The organism is Microbacterium testaceum (assembly GCF_006539145.1).
In the GTDB taxonomy this organism is placed as follows: domain Bacteria; phylum Actinomycetota; class Actinomycetes; order Actinomycetales; family Microbacteriaceae; genus Microbacterium; species Microbacterium testaceum.
In genome coordinates, this window is the sequence record NZ_BJML01000003.1 from 61,624 (window position 1) to 76,174 (window position 14,551).

Annotated in this window: 15 protein-coding genes; 12 read left to right on the forward strand and 3 right to left on the reverse strand. The window is 71.3% G+C overall.

Translation table 11 applies throughout. The features are described 5' to 3' along the window. The first annotated feature begins 121 nt into the window (after nucleotides 1-121). The 4 genes from MTE01_RS06620 (at nucleotide 122) to MTE01_RS06635 (ending at nucleotide 3,244) form a co-directional block, all read left to right on the forward strand. Nucleotides 122-391: a DUF7218 family protein gene (locus MTE01_RS06620; RefSeq protein ID WP_103206929.1), complete on the forward strand. Its 270-nt coding sequence runs from the start codon at nucleotides 122-124 to the stop codon at nucleotides 389-391. 4 nt (nucleotides 392-395) lie between these two features. After that, nucleotides 396-1,361 carry a DNA topoisomerase IB gene (locus MTE01_RS06625; RefSeq protein WP_141376455.1) on the forward strand — a complete coding sequence of 322 codons (966 nt, stop codon included), beginning with the start codon at nucleotides 396-398 and terminating at the stop codon, nucleotides 1,359-1,361. A gap of 50 nt (nucleotides 1,362-1,411) precedes the next feature. Beyond that, complete coding sequence (locus MTE01_RS06630; protein WP_141376457.1) at nucleotides 1,412-2,482, forward strand: LacI family DNA-binding transcriptional regulator; 1,071 nt, start codon at nucleotides 1,412-1,414, stop codon at nucleotides 2,480-2,482. Nucleotides 2,483-2,587: 105 nt separating this feature from the next. Further along, entirely contained in the window at nucleotides 2,588-3,244 is a 657-nt protein-coding gene (locus tag MTE01_RS06635; RefSeq protein ID WP_141376459.1) for a 2'-5' RNA ligase family protein, read from the forward strand. Between the two features lie 49 nt (nucleotides 3,245-3,293). Here MTE01_RS06635 and MTE01_RS06640 read toward each other — a convergent pair whose 3' ends face one another. After that, the gene (locus MTE01_RS06640) at nucleotides 3,294-4,130 is read right to left on the reverse strand and encodes an inositol monophosphatase family protein (protein ID WP_141376461.1); all 837 of its coding nucleotides are present in this window, start codon (nucleotides 4,128-4,130) and stop codon (nucleotides 3,294-3,296) included. A 160-nt stretch (nucleotides 4,131-4,290) separates the two neighbouring features. On the opposite strand from MTE01_RS06640, the gene MTE01_RS06645 reads away from it, so the two are divergent. The 8 genes from MTE01_RS06645 to MTE01_RS06680 all read left to right on the forward strand — a co-directional run bounded on the left by MTE01_RS06645 (nucleotide 4,291) and on the right by MTE01_RS06680 (nucleotide 12,130). Then, complete coding sequence (locus tag MTE01_RS06645; RefSeq protein WP_103206925.1) at nucleotides 4,291-5,235, forward strand: carbohydrate ABC transporter permease; 945 nt, start codon at nucleotides 4,291-4,293, stop codon at nucleotides 5,233-5,235. Then, nucleotides 5,235-6,071: a carbohydrate ABC transporter permease gene (locus tag MTE01_RS06650; protein ID WP_103206924.1), complete on the forward strand. Its 837-nt coding sequence runs from the start codon at nucleotides 5,235-5,237 to the stop codon at nucleotides 6,069-6,071. The genes MTE01_RS06645 and MTE01_RS06650 overlap by 1 nt, the downstream gene beginning before the upstream one ends. Before the next feature lie 26 nt (nucleotides 6,072-6,097). Next, on the forward strand, nucleotides 6,098-7,444 hold the full coding sequence (locus MTE01_RS06655) for an extracellular solute-binding protein (protein ID WP_141376463.1): 1,347 nt from the start codon (nucleotides 6,098-6,100) through the stop codon (nucleotides 7,442-7,444). Nucleotides 7,445-7,529: 85 nt separating this feature from the next. Beyond that, the gene (locus tag MTE01_RS06660) at nucleotides 7,530-8,585 is read left to right on the forward strand and encodes a hypothetical protein (protein ID WP_116238755.1); all 1,056 of its coding nucleotides are present in this window, start codon (nucleotides 7,530-7,532) and stop codon (nucleotides 8,583-8,585) included. A gap of 47 nt (nucleotides 8,586-8,632) precedes the next feature. Next, complete coding sequence (locus MTE01_RS06665; RefSeq protein WP_074696312.1) at nucleotides 8,633-8,998, forward strand: fluoride efflux transporter FluC; 366 nt, start codon at nucleotides 8,633-8,635, stop codon at nucleotides 8,996-8,998. 90 nt (nucleotides 8,999-9,088) lie between these two features. Next, the gene (locus tag MTE01_RS06670) at nucleotides 9,089-10,018 is read left to right on the forward strand and encodes a carbohydrate kinase family protein (protein ID WP_116238754.1); all 930 of its coding nucleotides are present in this window, start codon (nucleotides 9,089-9,091) and stop codon (nucleotides 10,016-10,018) included. Nucleotides 10,019-10,041: 23 nt separating this feature from the next. After that, entirely contained in the window at nucleotides 10,042-10,662 is a 621-nt protein-coding gene (locus MTE01_RS06675) for a class II aldolase/adducin family protein (protein ID WP_141376465.1), read from the forward strand. Between the two features lies 1 nt (nucleotide 10,663). Beyond that, nucleotides 10,664-12,130 (forward strand): aldehyde dehydrogenase family protein, encoded by a 1,467-nt coding sequence (locus MTE01_RS06680; RefSeq protein WP_103206920.1) that lies wholly within the window; start codon nucleotides 10,664-10,666, stop codon nucleotides 12,128-12,130. Between the two features lie 45 nt (nucleotides 12,131-12,175). Here MTE01_RS06680 and MTE01_RS06685 read toward each other — a convergent pair whose 3' ends face one another. Together MTE01_RS06685 and MTE01_RS06690 are read right to left on the reverse strand one after the other, a co-directional pair. Beyond that, entirely contained in the window at nucleotides 12,176-13,453 is a 1,278-nt protein-coding gene (locus MTE01_RS06685; protein WP_141376467.1) for an MFS transporter, read from the reverse strand. Then, the gene (locus MTE01_RS06690; protein WP_141376469.1) at nucleotides 13,450-14,520 is read right to left on the reverse strand and encodes an alpha/beta hydrolase; all 1,071 of its coding nucleotides are present in this window, start codon (nucleotides 14,518-14,520) and stop codon (nucleotides 13,450-13,452) included. The genes MTE01_RS06685 and MTE01_RS06690 overlap by 4 nt, the downstream gene beginning before the upstream one ends. Nucleotides 14,521-14,551 lie beyond the last annotated feature (31 nt).

Here is a 14,551-nt window from a genome sequence, read left to right on the forward strand (position 1 = left end):
CGTCGATGGCTCACGCGACGGCGGGGGCGACGAGCGCCGGTCGCCACCGAGCGTTGTCAATCCCTCCCTCGACGCGATGCGCGGTCGTAGCGTCGGGATTCCCCGACGGAAGGAGAAGGTCGTGCCGCAAGGGCAAGGTTCCCGCAGTCTGAAAGACCCCGACCTGTACGAGGAACTGCGTAAGCAGGGCGACTCGAAAGAGAAGGCCGCGCGCATCTCGAACGCCGCCGCCGCTCAGGGGCGCGAGAAGGTCGGAGAGAAGGGCGGTCACGCCGAGAACTACGAAGACCGCACTGTCGCCGAGCTGAGGAGTCGCGCGAAGGAGCTCGGTCTGACCGGATACTCCGGCAAGAAGAAGGCGGAGCTCATCGACATGCTCCGCACCCACTGACGCGATGGCCCGACTCGTCCGCGTCCGCCCCTACGAAGACCCCGGTTACCGCCGGGTGCGCTCCGGTTCGGGGTTTCGTTTCGTCGATCACACGGGTGCGTCCGTCCCCGAGCGCGACGCCGAGCGTGCCCGGGGTCTGGTCATCCCTCCCGCGTGGCGCGAGGTGTGGATCGCACGCGAGCCGAACGCGCACATCCAGGCCGTCGGAACGGACGAAGCCGGACGCCGCCAGTACACCTACCACGCGGACTGGTCGAAGCGTCGGGACAGGGGCAAGTTCGCCCGGGCGCTCCAGCTCGCCGAGTCGCTGCCCCGAGCGCGATCGCGAGTGACGCAGTCGCTCCGCCGGGCCGAAGCGGATCGCGAACGAGTGCTGGCGGTGTCGTTCCGCTTCCTCGACCTCGTCGCTCCGCGCGTCGGCAATGCCCGTTACTTCGTCACCAACGGCAGTCGGGGCCTCACGACCCTGCAGAGACGGGATGCCACGGTCGAGGGTGACCTGATCCGCCTGTCGTTCCCCGCGAAGAGCGGCAAGCGCGCCGAGCTCTCGCTGCGCGATGCGGAGCTGGCATCCATCGTCGACGAGCTCGCCCGGGGGCGCTCGCGTGCCGCGCTACTGAGCTACACGCGCGGGCGCCGGCGCGTTCCGCTCACTCCCGGCGACGTGAACGGCTATGTGCGCTCGCTCACGGGCGGGCCCTTCAGTGCCAAGGACTTCCGGACGCTGCGCGGCACGATCCTCGCGGCCGAGTCGCTCGCCATGGTGGGTGCCACGGGCGGGAAGAACGAGCGCAAGAGGGCGGAGGTCGCGGCGGTCCGCGCCACGGCCGAAGCGCTGGGTAACACTCCGGCCGTCGCGAAGGCGAGCTACATCGACCCTCGGGTCTTCGCGCTGTACCGCAAGGGGCGCACGATGGAACTGGGCGGGTCGAAGGATGCCGCGATCCGGCGGCTCATCCTGGGGGAGTGACCCGCTTCTCGGCGAGGTCGAACGGCCCGGCCGACCGATAGCGTGAAGACGTGCGAGACGAGACCCCCGACGACGGTCGCCCACCGGCCCGTGCGGCCACGCCCCGCCAGGCCGGAGCCGCCCCCACCATCCACGATGTGGCCGCGGCCGCGGGGGTGTCGAAGTCGGTGGTCTCGCGGGCGCTCTCCGGGGCGTCCGGGGTCGCCGCGCACACCGTCGACCGCGTCCGGCGGGCGGCGACGGAGCTCGGTTACGTCGCCAACGCGCACGCGCGGGGGATGTCGGCTCACCGGAGCCACACCCTCGGCGTCTTCGTCCGTGACGCCGCGACGCCGTTCTACGGTCACCTGCTGACCGCGTTCCAGGAGCAGGCGGCTGCTCGCGGGTACCGGGTCGTCACCGCGACCGGGGCGGGATCCTTTTCCGTGGACGACGAGCGCCGCGCCCTCGAGACACTCGTCGCGCTGCGGGTGGAGGGACTGATCGTCTGCAGCGGCGCGCTCCCCGTCGAGGACATCACGCCCTTCGCGCGGCGTATCCCCGCGGTCGTCGCGGGGCGCCCGGAGGAGGACCCGACGATCAGCAGCGTGTACTGCGACGAGGTGGGCGGTGGCCGCGCCCTCGCCGATCACGTGGCCGACCTCGGGCATCGCAGGGTCGCGGTGATGACCTTCACCCCGGTCTCGTCGATCACCCAGTCGCGGCGCACGCACGCGATGGCCGAGCGCCTGCGGGAGCGCGGCGTCCACGTCGTCACTCTGAGCGGTGACGATGCCGGACCGGGCTTCGACGGGGCCGACGCGATCGTCGCGGGCGTCCTCGGGGCCGGCGGGGTCACCGCCTTCATGGCGCCGAGCGACGCGTGGGCGGTGGCGGCCCTCGAGGCGCTGCGCGTGCGCGGGGTCGCCGTGCCCTCGGAGATGTCGGTGACGGGTTACGACGGCGTCACGCCGTTCATGACGTCACTGCTGGGTCTGACGTCGTGGCGCCAGCCGCTGCGGACGATCGGCCGACTGTCGGTCGACGCGGTCGTCGATCAGATCGATGGACTCGCGACCACGGTGACGCACCACGCGATCGACGGAGAACTGGTTCCCGGGCGTACGGCCGCCGCCCTCTGACGTCGTCACCGTCCGTTCACCCACCGGATGCCGTGACGTCGACCGTCGCGCGACCGTTCCGCGGAGAATAGGGAACGTTCCCTATCGGCATCACGGAGAGTCCGCATGAACGACCACATCGCCCACAAGCTGCCCCGAGACGACAGCGATCCCTTCCGCTACGGCATCTATCTGCGTCCCGACGCGCAGACCTGCCGCGCGGTGACCGCGGTGACCGACCAGCTGCGCGCGCAGTACGGCTTGCTCTCCGCGGGCGCGTTCCCGCCGCACGCCACCCTCGTGGGCAGCCAGCCGTTCGGGTTCTCGGAGCCCGCGGTCATCGGCGCGCTGACCGACCTGCTCGATGGCCGCGCGGCCTTTCCCGTGCACAATGCCGGCGTCCGGGCGCAGGGTCGGGGCTACGTCTACGACGTGAGCGAGAACCCCGAAGGCTCGGTCAACGACGACCTGGTGGGCCTGGCCCGTGACATCGAGGCGACGGTCGCCCCGTTCCGCTCCCCGATGAACAATCCCCTGCCCAACGACTTCGTCCCGGAGCTCTACCGCGGGCACCTCTCGCTCGCCTCGCACGACCTGTACGTGCGTCCCGATCTCTACGAGGAGGTGGGGGAGTTCATCCGAGAGCTCGCCGTCCCCGTGCCCGGTGGCTTCTCGGGACGCACGGTGGTGATGTACCGCACCTCGAGCCCCGACTGGTCGGGACGCTGGTGGCAGACGATGACGTGGGAGCACGTGCGCACCTGGGCTCTCGCCGGCGCGTAGCCCGATCCGAAGAGTCCGGATGCCGCACGGTCGCGGCATCCGGACGCTCTCACTGCCCGGCCGGCATCCACTGCCCGGACAGGGCGCGCAGGCGTCGAATGAGCACTCCGTGCTCTCCGCCCGCTCCCTCCGCGACGTAGTCGAGGCTCTCCTGGGCGCGAGCGACCTCGACGCCGGAGCGGAAGCCCGTGTACGTGCCACCGGCCCGTTCGAGGATGTGGGCTCCGGCGGCCACGTCCCAGGGGTGGGTATCGAAGCCCATCGTGGCGTCCGCCCATCCGGCCGCGACGTGCGCGAGGTTCAGCGCCCCGCTGCCGGTGCTGTGGTGGTGCTGGTACGTGTGCGTGATCTCGGCGAGCAGGTCGAAGGCGCCCTCGCCCAGGAGGTCGACGTCGTGCTGTCCGGGAAAGCTCGTGAGCAGGGTGGAGAGTTCGGCGGGGCCGGACGCCGATCGCATCGGGACCCCGTTCACGTGGGCGTGCTCCCTGCCGGCCGAGAACATGTTGTCTGCGACGGGGTCGAACACGACGCCCGCGACGACCTCGCCGTCGAGCTCGGCGGCGATCGAGATGCACCAGTAGGCGAGACCGCGCGCGAAGTTGGCGGTGCCGTCGATCGGGTCGATGATCCATCGCAGGGGTGCGTCGCCCGAGCTGCCGGTCTCTTCGCCCAGGATCACCGAACCGGGTGCGCCGTCCTGGAGGATCCCGGCGATGGTGGCCTCGGCCGCTCTGTCGTGGATCGTCACGACGTCGTGCACGTCGCGCTTGAACGACACGCTCATGTCGGAGCGGAACGCGGCGAGCAGTGCCGGCGCGGCGGATCTCGCGGCCCTCTCGGCCAGGGCGCGAAGGTCGTCGGGGGAGGGGGAGGGGTGCGTGGTCATGGTTCTCCTCGGGGGTCAGGGGGATTGATTCAGGTGCTCGTGAACGCCGCGTGAACGCTCGGCGACCGCTCGCCGGTCGCCTTGACCTCGTCTCTCGCGGTGTCGCAGAGTGAGTCCGTCATCAAAAAAGGGAACGTTCCCTATGACGGAAAGGTAGCCGATGTCGCTCTCGACACTCGACCGCCGGCCGACGCTCGCCGACCGTCGTCGGCCGGCTTCGACCCTGGCCTGGCGGCGCGCCGACCGACGCGTGGGTGCCGCTCTGATGGTTCCGGCGCTCGCGGTCTTCGCCGTCTTCGTCTTCTTTCCCCTCGGCCGGGTCGTCTGGCTCAGCACCCAGGGAACCGACATCTTCGGCCAGGCCGCCGGGTTCGTGGGGACGAAGAACTTCGCGACGATCTTCACCGATCCCCAGTTCGGCGACACGCTGTGGCGGACGGCCGTGTTCTGCGTCGCGGTCGTGGTCGGTCGCATCGTCGTCGGGCTGCTCATCGTCATCCCGTTGACGGCGAAGCTCCGCGGCATCCGCGTCTTCCGCGCCCTGCTGACCTCGCCCCTCGTGGCCTCGGTCTCGGTGGCCTCGGTCGCCTTCGCCGCGATGCTCGCTCCGGCCGGCGGGCTGGTCAACTCCGTGATCGCGCGCTTCGGGGGCACGCCGGTGCCGTGGCTGACCAGCACCCAGTGGGCCATGCCGAGCGTGATCGCCGTCACCGTGTGGGGATCTCTCGGATTCACCGTGCTGCTGCTGCTCGGGGCCTTCGGCGCGATCGATCCCGACGTGATCGAGGCGGCCCACCTCGACGGGGCGGGTCCCCTCCGCACGCTCTGGTCGATCTCTCTGCCGCTGATCACGCCGACCCTGTTCTTCATCGTGGTCACCGGTGCCGTCGAGGCGCTCACGACGTTCGGGCAGATCCAGATCCTCACCGGCGGCGGCCCGGCGAACTCGACGACGACGCTGGTCTACACGATCTATCAGGCGGCGTTCGGGGCGGGGAGCGCCAACTTCGGCATCGCCGCGGCAGTGGGCGTCGTGCTGTTCCTGCTCGTGCTCGGCCTCTCGCTCGTCCAGTTCGGCATCCTCGAGAAGCGAGTGAACTACTGATGGCGCGGCCGCTGTCCGTCCGCGCGCGTCTGCGGAGCACCCTTCTCTACGTCTGGCTCGTCGTGGCGGTGACCGTGGTGTGCTTCCCGCTCTACTACGTCTTCGAGGGCGCGCTCACGCCGACCGCCTGGCTCGACGAGGGCCTCGAGGGTCTTCTGCCCATCCACCTGACGCTCGACAATGTGATCCGCGCCACCCAGGTCATCCCGCTCGGACACCAGTTCCTCAACAGCGTCGTGGTGACGCTGGTGCAGACCTTCTTCCAGGTCGCGATCGGCATCGCCACCGCCTACGCTCTCGTCTTCTGCGGGCTGCGGGGCACGCGTGCCCTCTTCCTGCTGATCCTGTCGAGCATGATGGTGCCGGGCGAGACGATCCTCATCGCGAACTATCTGACGATCTCGTCGTGGCGGCTGATCGACACCCTGCCGGCGGTGTTCCTGCCGTTCCTCGCCTCGGCGCTGAGCATCTTCCTGTTCCGGCAGGCGTTCCTCAGCTTCCCGGGGGAGCTGCGCGACGCCGCCCTCCTCGACGGTGCGGGGCACGTCCGCTTCATCCGGTCGATGCTGCTGCCGATCGTGCAGCCGACGCTCATCTCGGTGACCCTCGTGAGCGCGACCGCCGCGTGGAACGGGTTCTTCTGGCCGTTGCTGGTGACCAACTCGCCCGAGAACCGCACGGTGCAGGTCGGTATCGCCCAGCTCTCCAGTGCCGAGGCGGCCGACGTCGGCGTCGTACTCGCCGGCGCGGCCATGGTCACCCTTCCGGTTCTCGTCCTCGTGCTGCTCGCGCAGCGCTTCCTCGCCGGCGGGATCACCGCCGGCGCTCTCAAATAAGACCCGACAGAAAGAAACCCGAGCCCATGTCTCTGCGCCCCCGCACCACGATCGCGGCGACCGCCGCGGGAGCCGTCCTCCTTCTCGCCCTCGCCGGGTGCACGGCATCCGGATCCTCCCCCGGAGCCGACTCCGGCCCCGTGACCCTCCAGTTCTGGCACGAGATGAGCGGACCGGCGGCCACCGAGCTCGACGCCCTCGTGTCGCAGTTCAACAGCGATCACGACGGCGAGATCACCGTCGAGTCCTCGTTCCAGGGGTCGTACGCCGACGCCCAGACGAAGTACACCGCCGCCGTGCAGTCGGGCACGACGCCCGACGTGCTGATGATGAACGACATCTCGACGGGCTTCATGACCGATTCGAAGAAGACCGTCCCCCTGTCGACCTTCACCGCGACCGACACCTCGTTCTCTCTCGACAGCTTCCCCCCGGCGGTCAGCGCGTACTACGGCGACGGCGCGGGCGGGCTCGCCGCCATGCCGTTCGCGGTGTCGCAGCCGGTGATGTACCTCGACCGCGACCTCGTGACACGCTCGGGGCTGAACCCCGACTCCCCGCCGCGCACGCTCGCCGAGGTGGCCTCGTGGGCCGAGAGGATCCACGCGGCGACGGGTGCCTCGGGCCTGACGATGAACATGTCGGACTCGTGGATGATCGAGCAGATGTCGGCCGCGGGCGGGGTGGACTTCTGCACCCCCGACAACGGTCGCGGCTCCGACCGCGTCAGCGGACTGCAGCTCACCTCGCCGACGCAGGTGGGCTTCATGCAGCGACTGCAGAAGCTGTTCCAGGACGGCTCGATGCTCAACCCCGGCACCGACAACAGCGCGATGGTCTCGGCCTTCGCGAGCGGCAAGGTGGGCATCATGCTCACCTCGACGGGCGCCTACACGACGGCCGATCCGAAGAAGACCGCGTCGACGGTCGCTGCCTTCCCTTCCACCGCCGAGTCCGACGACGCGGGTGTGGTCATCGGCGGCAACGCGCTCTGGATCTCGGGTGACGGACACTCCGACGCGCAGCAGCGGGCGGCCTATGCCTTCGTGAGCTTCCTGCACTCGGCCGAGGTGCAGGCGGCGTGGGCGAATGCCACCGGGTACCTCGCATCGAACACGGGGGCGGCCTCCACCGCGGCCGGCGCGGCCTCGCTCGCCGACCCGAACGTCAAGGCCATGGTCGACCAGCTCGCGAACACGCCGGCGTCGAACGCCGCGGCGGGCTGCCGCACGGGCGCTTTCCCCTCGCTGCGATCGACCGTCATCGGGGCGTTCACCCAGGTCGCCGAGGGTGCCGACGTGACCTCGACCATGTCGGATGCCGAGACGAAGGCGGCGTCGCAGATCGCCGCGTACAACACGGCGGCGGGCTGAGCCGGGAGCTTCCGCTCGCGCTCCCGGTCTGTCAAGGCGGCCGGGAGCGCGGGCGGTCGCGACGACGGGCTGAGAGGATCGACGCGTGACGGACGACCTCTCGCCCTCGGACGCGTCCCGCCGGTCTCGCCGGAGGGCCGGTGTCGGTGACCCGGACGCATCCCCCACGCGCCTCTACGCCCTGCTGACTCCGGAGGCCCGTGACCTGTACGAGCTGGTCCCCGGCGCGCAGGAGCTGTTCCGACCGACCGCGGCCTCGTCCTCAGTGCTGCGGCGAGGGCTCCGGCAGGACGACGCGTTCCGCAACCTGCTCCGGGCGGCGATGCAGGAAACGGCGGAGCCGCGCGGGTGGCAACGCCACGAATGGTCCGACGAGGAGGTCGCTCGCGCGGCCGAGGACCCGCAGCTGCTCGCGGCAGCCCGGGCGATGTCGAAACGGAACGCACGGGTCGACTGGCGCGCGACGTGGAAGAAGCGCCGCCAGCGGGAGACGGCGGTGCTGGCCGTCTTCACGTACTCGCTGATGGCCATCCCCGCAGCCCTCCTGCTCAACATGGCGTGGCTCGCGGGCGTGGGCGTCGTGGGCGTGCTCGCCGTGGTGGGGTATCTGCTCGTCCGTCGGCGGGCCGAGAACCGGCCGGCCCCCGCTCCTCATCCGCTCCCCGCCCTCAGCGATCCCCCCACGGGCGACGGCGTGCCTCGACCTCTCTTCGTCGTCGAGCGCGCCCCCTCGCAGCATCTGATCGCGCGCGGCACCGGTCTCGTCTTCCTGGCGGGCGCCGTCGTCCTCGCGATCGGGGAGATCATCGAGGGCGGTCCGCTCGCCGCTGTCGGGGTGACCGTGTGGCTGGGCACCCTCGGTGTTCTCGGCGCGATCATCTTCCTCTGGGCGCTGTCCGCCGGGCGCGCGCGCATCGTCGGCTTCGACGATCACCTGGTCGTCCGCCCGGGACTCCGCCGGTCGCGGGTGGTTGCGGCATCCGAGATCGCGGAACTCTCGCTGCTGTCGGGCGGTCGGCTTCGGGGCGCGGACGCGCGGGGTCGCCGATTGTTCGAGGCGATGAGCGTGTACGACGACTTCCCCGACCTCGTGGCGTGGCTCGAGGCCAAGACGCCGCGGCGGTGGGCCGACATCGGATGACGCCGCTGAGGTGCGTCGGGCCGCGGGCGTAGGGTGGCGCGGTGAGCATGTGGCGGGATGTGGGCCTCGTCGCCGTCGGCGGCGCGATCGGTACGGCCGTACGCGCCGGTCTCACCCTGGCGCTCGGCGAAGACCTGGGCCCGGCCCTCGTGCCGCTGATCAACGTCGTCGGGGCGTTCGCGATCGGCATCCTGTACGGCTGGAGAGCACGGATGCCGGAATCCTCGCGTGCGCAGCGCGTGCAGCTGTTCATCGGGACCGGCATCCTGGGCGGGTTCACCACCTACAGCTCGCTCGCCGTCGAGTCGGCCGACCTCGGCCTGCTCTGGTGGGGGGTGGCGACGGTCGTCGTCGGGACGGCGGCGGCCTGGGGCGGCGTGCTGCTCGGCCGTGGCGGACGGGCTTCGCGCTGACGCTTGTCGAACCCGGCGAGAAAATGGTACAAATGTGCCACTTACCGTCGTGGGTTCGCCGCGCCGGTCACCCGACCCGGAGGTTCGACGATGAACGCCGCCCCCTCGATCGTCACGCTCGGAGCCCACGTGCTCGACACGATCGTCCAGCCCGTCGATGAGATCCCCGAGGGGCAGGGCTCGCTCCTCGTCGACGAGATCGTGATGTCCGCAGCGGGACCCGCCGGCGGCACCGCGCTCGTGCTCAACAAGCTCGGCGCGCGCGTGGTCACGAGCGGGGCCGTGGGCGACGACGTCGCCGGACGCGTGCTGGTCGGCCTGCTCGGCGACGCCGGCATCGACGTGTCGAACCTGCGCACCGACGAACTGCCGACCTCGGCATCCGTCCTCCCCATCCGCTCCGACGGGTCGCGACCGGCGCTCCACGTGGTCGGGGCCAACGCGCTCGCCGCCGACGTCGTGCCCTGGGACGCGCTCGCCGCCGCCGACCACGTCCACGTCGGAGCGCCCGAGCTGCTCGGTCCCGAGAACGTCATCGAGATCCTGGAGTACGCCCGTCGGCACGGAGCGACGACGTCGCTCGACTTCCTCATCGGCGGCGACCCCGCGTTCTACGCGCTCATCGAGCCCCTGCTCGCGCACACCGACTACGTGCTCCCCAACGCCGAGCAGGCCATGGGCTGGACCGGCGCCGACGACCTGCCCGCCGCCGCCCGCGCCCTGCACGCGGCGGGAGCAGCGGTCGTCGCGTGCACCAACGGCGGCGACGACATCGTGGTGGTCGACGGCGGCGACCTCGAGTTCGTCCCCATCGTGCCCGCGGAACCGGTCGACACCAGCGGCGGCGGAGACGCCTTCTCGGCCGGCTTCGTCTTCGCCAAACTCCGCGGGTGGTCCTCGCGCGACGCCGCGCGCTTCGGATCGGCCACCGCCGCACAGGTCGTCGCCGGCGTGGGTACCGATCACGGCGCGTACGACGCGGCATCCATCGATGCTCTGCTCTCGGCGGGAGTGCTGTGATCGCGAGCGGTGTGCGAGAAGCCGTGGCGGACGCCTGCCGTTCTCTCGCCGCGCAGGGCCTGGTCAAGGGGACAGCGGGCAACGTCAGCGTGCGCGTGGACGGGGGCATCGCGATCACGGCGACCGGAGTGGTCTTCGCCGAGGCGGTCGCCGACGACGTCGTGATCGTCGACGGCGAGAAGAGAGTCGTCGAGGGGGCGCTCGCCCCGAGCTCCGAGCTCGACCTGCACCGCGCGGCCTACGCCGACGAGGCCGTCGGGGCCGTCGTGCACACGCACGCCCCCGCGGCGATCGCCCTCTCACTCGTCTCTGACCGACTGCCCTGCGTGCACTACCAACAGCTCGCCCTCGGGGGCGAGATCGAGGTGGTGCCCTTCTCGGTCTTCGGCTCGGCCGAGCTCGCCGCGGCCACGGGCGGCGCCCTCGCCGCAGCCAATGCCGCGATTCTCGCCCACCACGGCGCCGTCACCACGGGCCGAGACCTCGCCGACGCGGTGACGAACACCGCCCTGCTCGAGTGGGCGTGCGACATCTACCTGCGCGCGCGAGCGGTGGCGGTGCCCGCCGAACTCAGCCCCGAGCAGCAGGCCGCGGTGCTCACCGCCGCGGTCTCGACCGGGTACGGACAGAAGCACGGAGCGTGACATGGATGCCGTGACCACCGACACCTTCGACTCGCTGAGCCCTCTCGATGGGCGCGTCGTCGACACCTTCCCGGTGCGGGGCCCCGCCGAGGTGGTGTCGGCGGTGGACCGCGCGCGGCGCGCGGCGCGCGAGTGGCGGTCCCTCGGTTTCGAGGGGCGGCGGCGCGCGCTGCAGGCCTGGCGGCGCGACATCGTGGCGCACCTCGACGACCTCATCGCCGTAGTGCGCGCCGAGACCGGCAAGCCCCGTGGCGACGCCCGGCTCGAGATCATGCTCGCCCTCGACCACCTGGCCTGGGCGGCGACCCACGCGCGCCCGGTCCTGCGTCGGCGTCGCGTGGGCGCGGGCGTGCTGATGCTCAACCAGTCGGCGAGCGTCGGCTACACCCCGTACGGCGTGGTCGGGGTCATCGGCCCGTGGAACTACCCGGTCTTCACGCCCATGGGCTCGATCGCGTACGCGCTCGCCGCGGGCAACGCCGTGGTGTTCAAGCCCAGCGAGTACACCCCCGGCGTGGGCGTGTGGCTGCAGCGCTCCTTCGTGCGCGCGGGCGGGTCGGCCGATGTCTTCGCCGTGGTGACCGGTCTCGGGCCCACCGGCGCCGCCCTCTGTCGCGCGGGTGTCGACAAGGTGGCCTTCACCGGATCGACCGCGACGGGCAAGGCCGTCATGGCCGCGTGCGCCGAGAGCCTCACCCCGGTCGTGATCGAGGCGGGCGGCAAAGACGCCCTCCTCGTCGACGAGGACGCCGATCTCGCGGCCGCGGCCGAGGCGGCCGTCTGGGGCGCGTACTCGAACGCGGGTCAGACCTGCATCGGCATCGAGCGCGTCTACGCGCACGCGAAGATCTACGACCGCTTCGTCGAGGCCGTCGCCGAGCGCACGCGCGAGCTCCGCGCCGGCGCCGACGACGCCGCGACGCTCGGTCCGCTCACCATGCCGCGCCAGGCCGACGTGGTCCGGGCGCACGTCGCCGACGCGCTCGCGCGGGGCGCGACGGCGCGCGTCGGATCGACCCCGGCGCCCGGGGTCACCCTGCAACCCGTCCTCCTCACCGACGTCGACGAGGAGGCGGACGCCGTGCGCGAAGAGACCTTCGGCCCGACCCTGGTCGTCAACCGCGTGGCATCCATGGACGAGGCCGTCGAGAAGGCCAACGCCGTGCGGTACGGACTGTCGGGCTCGGTGTTCTCTCGGAGGCGGGGGAGCGAGCTCGCCCTGCGCCTGCGCGGAGGCATGATCGCGATCAACTCGGTCATCTCGTTCGCCGCGGTCCCCGCCCTCCCCTTCGGCGGGGTGGGCGATTCCGGATTCGGGCGCATCCACGGGGCGGACGGTCTGCGTGAGTTCGCGTACCCGAAGGCGCTGACCCGTCAGCGCTTCCCGCTGCTGACGTTGACCACGATGCGGCGCACCGCGAAGGTCGACCGTCTCGTCGAGCGCATCATCCGGCTGCTCTACGGCTGAGCCGGAACGGCGCGGATGCCGCGGGCTCCCGGCATCCGTCGACGATCACCGCACCGAGCGCACCCGCATGATGATGACCGAGCCGAGCAGGCCCGCCAGCCCGCTCGCGAGGAACAGCCCCGAGAACCCGCCGAACAGCACCACGGCCCCCGCCCCGAGCAGGGGACCGAACGCCTGCGGGCCGGCGAGGGCGATATTCATGATCCCGACGTCCTTGCCGCGCGTCTCGGCCGAGGGCAGCACCTGCGTGGCCAGGGCCTGGTCGACGGCGAAGAAGCACCCCTGACCGAGCCCGAGCAGCACGGCGCCGATCACCGCGGTCGACTCGGCCGGGGCGACGGCGAGGAGCAGGGCCGAGACGGCTTGAGCGACCCCCGAGGCGAGGACGAACACGCGACGGCGCTGAACCACGTCGCTGAGTTTGCCGAGGGCGACGGATGCCACAATCGTCACGACCATGTAGATCACCGTCGTGAAGACGAGGAAGCCGGTCGGATCGGCCACCCTCAGCGCGAAGGTGAAGAAGTACAGCAGCATCGTCGTGGCGATCGCGTTGCCGAGGTTGATGAGCACACGGCTCGCGACGGTCCACGCGAAGTCGGGGTGACGCCGGGGGTCGACCCAGATCGACGAGAGGATCGTGCGGACGGTGAGCGGACCCAACAGCGCCGCCTCGGACGTCGTCAGCGGAACGTCGCGCAGAACGAGCAGGAACGGCACGGCCAGGCCTACGCAGCACACGGCCAGCGCGAGGTAGCCCGAAGCCGTCGTGGTGAACACCGCGGTGACCAGCACGATCCCCAGCAGGATGCCGATCGCGTTCGGCGCCGAGATCCAGCCCGACACGAGGCCCCGCTGCCCCGCGGGCACGCGGTCGGCCATGACGGCGGTGAGGGCGGCAGAGGCCATGCAGAAGCCCATCATCACCGCGGTCCACATCGTCACGGTGCCGAGCGTCTCGGTCTGGACGCCGAGCAGCGCGAGACCGACGGCCGCGAGCACGACACCGCCGAAGATCCAGGGGCGACGGCGTCCGAACCGCGATCGGGTGCGGTCGCTCAGCGCGCCCACGATCGGGTAGGCGATGACCACGAACGTCCCCGCCACGGCGCTGACCAGGCCGTAGGTGACGAGCGAGACGAGCCAATCGTCCGAGGCGTGCTGCGCGGCGATCTGCAGGGGCAGCAGCACCTGCACCGGGACGAGTTGCGCCATCCACAGTCCGAGCCACACCCCGGCGAAGGCCGCGATCCAGCCCGCGCGAACGGGCCGGGTGGGTTCGGCGTAGGCGGTGAGGGTGGCGGGCGTCGCGTCAGCGGTCACCGGGTGCCGCCCGTCCGTGCCGCCGCGAGCGTCGTCACGGCCCACCGGCCGGCATCCGCCACGGCATCGCGCGCGTCGCGCAGCGCTCCGCAGGCGTTGAAGAATCCGTGGATCTGGCCGGCGTGGGTCACGAGGTGCGTGGCGACACCGGCGGCCTCGAGGCGCTCGGCGTAGGCGACGCCCTCGTCGCGGAGCACGTCGAAACCCGACACCGCGACGTACGCCGGGGCCAGGCCCGAGAGGTCGTCGGCCCGCAGGGGCGAGATCAGCGGATCATCGGCGCTTGCTCCGCCGCTCAGGTAGTGCGCGGCGTACCAGTCCATCTGCGCCTCCGTGAGGAAGAATCCGTCGGCGAACAGCTCGTAGGAGCGACGCTTGCGCGCGAGGTCGGTGACGGGACAGAACAGGATCTGGAACACCGGTGCGCCCTCGGCGTCGTCCCGGGTGACCGACGCCACGACCGCCGAGAGGTTGCCGCCCGCGCTCTCGCCGCCGACACCGACCGTGTCAGCGGTCGCGCCGAACCGCGAGGCGTTGTCGCGGACCCACCGGAAGGCGTCGACGCTGTCGTGGAGCCCCGCCGGGAACGGCGCTTCGGGGGCCAGTCGGTAGCCGACCGACACCACCGTCATGCCCGAGGTCTTCGCGAGGGTGCGGCACGTGGCATCCGCGCTGTCGACCGATCCGAGCACCCAGCCGCCGCCGTGGAAGTACACGATGATCCCGGATGCCGCGCGATCGAGGTCGGCGCGGTATACGCGTCCCGGAACCCGCCCGGCACGGGTCGGGATCTCGACGTCGTCCCTCTGCGCGAGCTTCGTCGTCCCGGCGAACGTCCACGCCTCGATCTCGATGTGCGCGCGGGCCTCGTCGAGGGGGAGCCGCTCGAAGTGGGCGCCGGGAGAGCCGTTCATCACGCGGAGAGACGTCTGCACCGCGGGGTGCAGGGTGTTGCCGTCGATCACGACGGGGCGGCCGTTCACCGCGCGGAGGGCCGTGGGCGGAAGCGACCCGAGGGCGCGCGCGCCCCAGCGGAGCAGGTGGTCCTGGGGGCGGGGACGGAGCATCGCGGAACCCTTCTGTCGATCACGGCAATGG

Coding starts and splice junctions, on each gene's coding strand:
- MTE01_RS06625 (WP_141376455.1), top strand. CDS start 396: ATGGCCCGACTCGTCCGCGTCCGCCCCTACGAAGACCCCGGTTACCGC.
- MTE01_RS06635 (WP_141376459.1), top strand. CDS start 2,588: ATGAACGACCACATCGCCCACAAGCTGCCCCGAGACGACAGCGATCCC.
- MTE01_RS06640 (WP_141376461.1), bottom strand. CDS start 4,130: ATGACCACGCACCCCTCCCCCTCCCCCGACGACCTTCGCGCCCTGGCC.
- MTE01_RS06645 (WP_103206925.1), top strand. CDS start 4,291: ATGTCGCTCTCGACACTCGACCGCCGGCCGACGCTCGCCGACCGTCGT.
- MTE01_RS06650 (WP_103206924.1), top strand. CDS start 5,235: ATGGCGCGGCCGCTGTCCGTCCGCGCGCGTCTGCGGAGCACCCTTCTC.
- MTE01_RS06655 (WP_141376463.1), top strand. CDS start 6,098: ATGTCTCTGCGCCCCCGCACCACGATCGCGGCGACCGCCGCGGGAGCC.
- MTE01_RS06665 (WP_074696312.1), top strand. CDS start 8,633: ATGTGGCGGGATGTGGGCCTCGTCGCCGTCGGCGGCGCGATCGGTACG.
- MTE01_RS06670 (WP_116238754.1), top strand. CDS start 9,089: ATGAACGCCGCCCCCTCGATCGTCACGCTCGGAGCCCACGTGCTCGAC.
- MTE01_RS06680 (WP_103206920.1), top strand. CDS start 10,664: ATGGATGCCGTGACCACCGACACCTTCGACTCGCTGAGCCCTCTCGAT.
- MTE01_RS06690 (WP_141376469.1), bottom strand. CDS start 14,520: ATGCTCCGTCCCCGCCCCCAGGACCACCTGCTCCGCTGGGGCGCGCGC.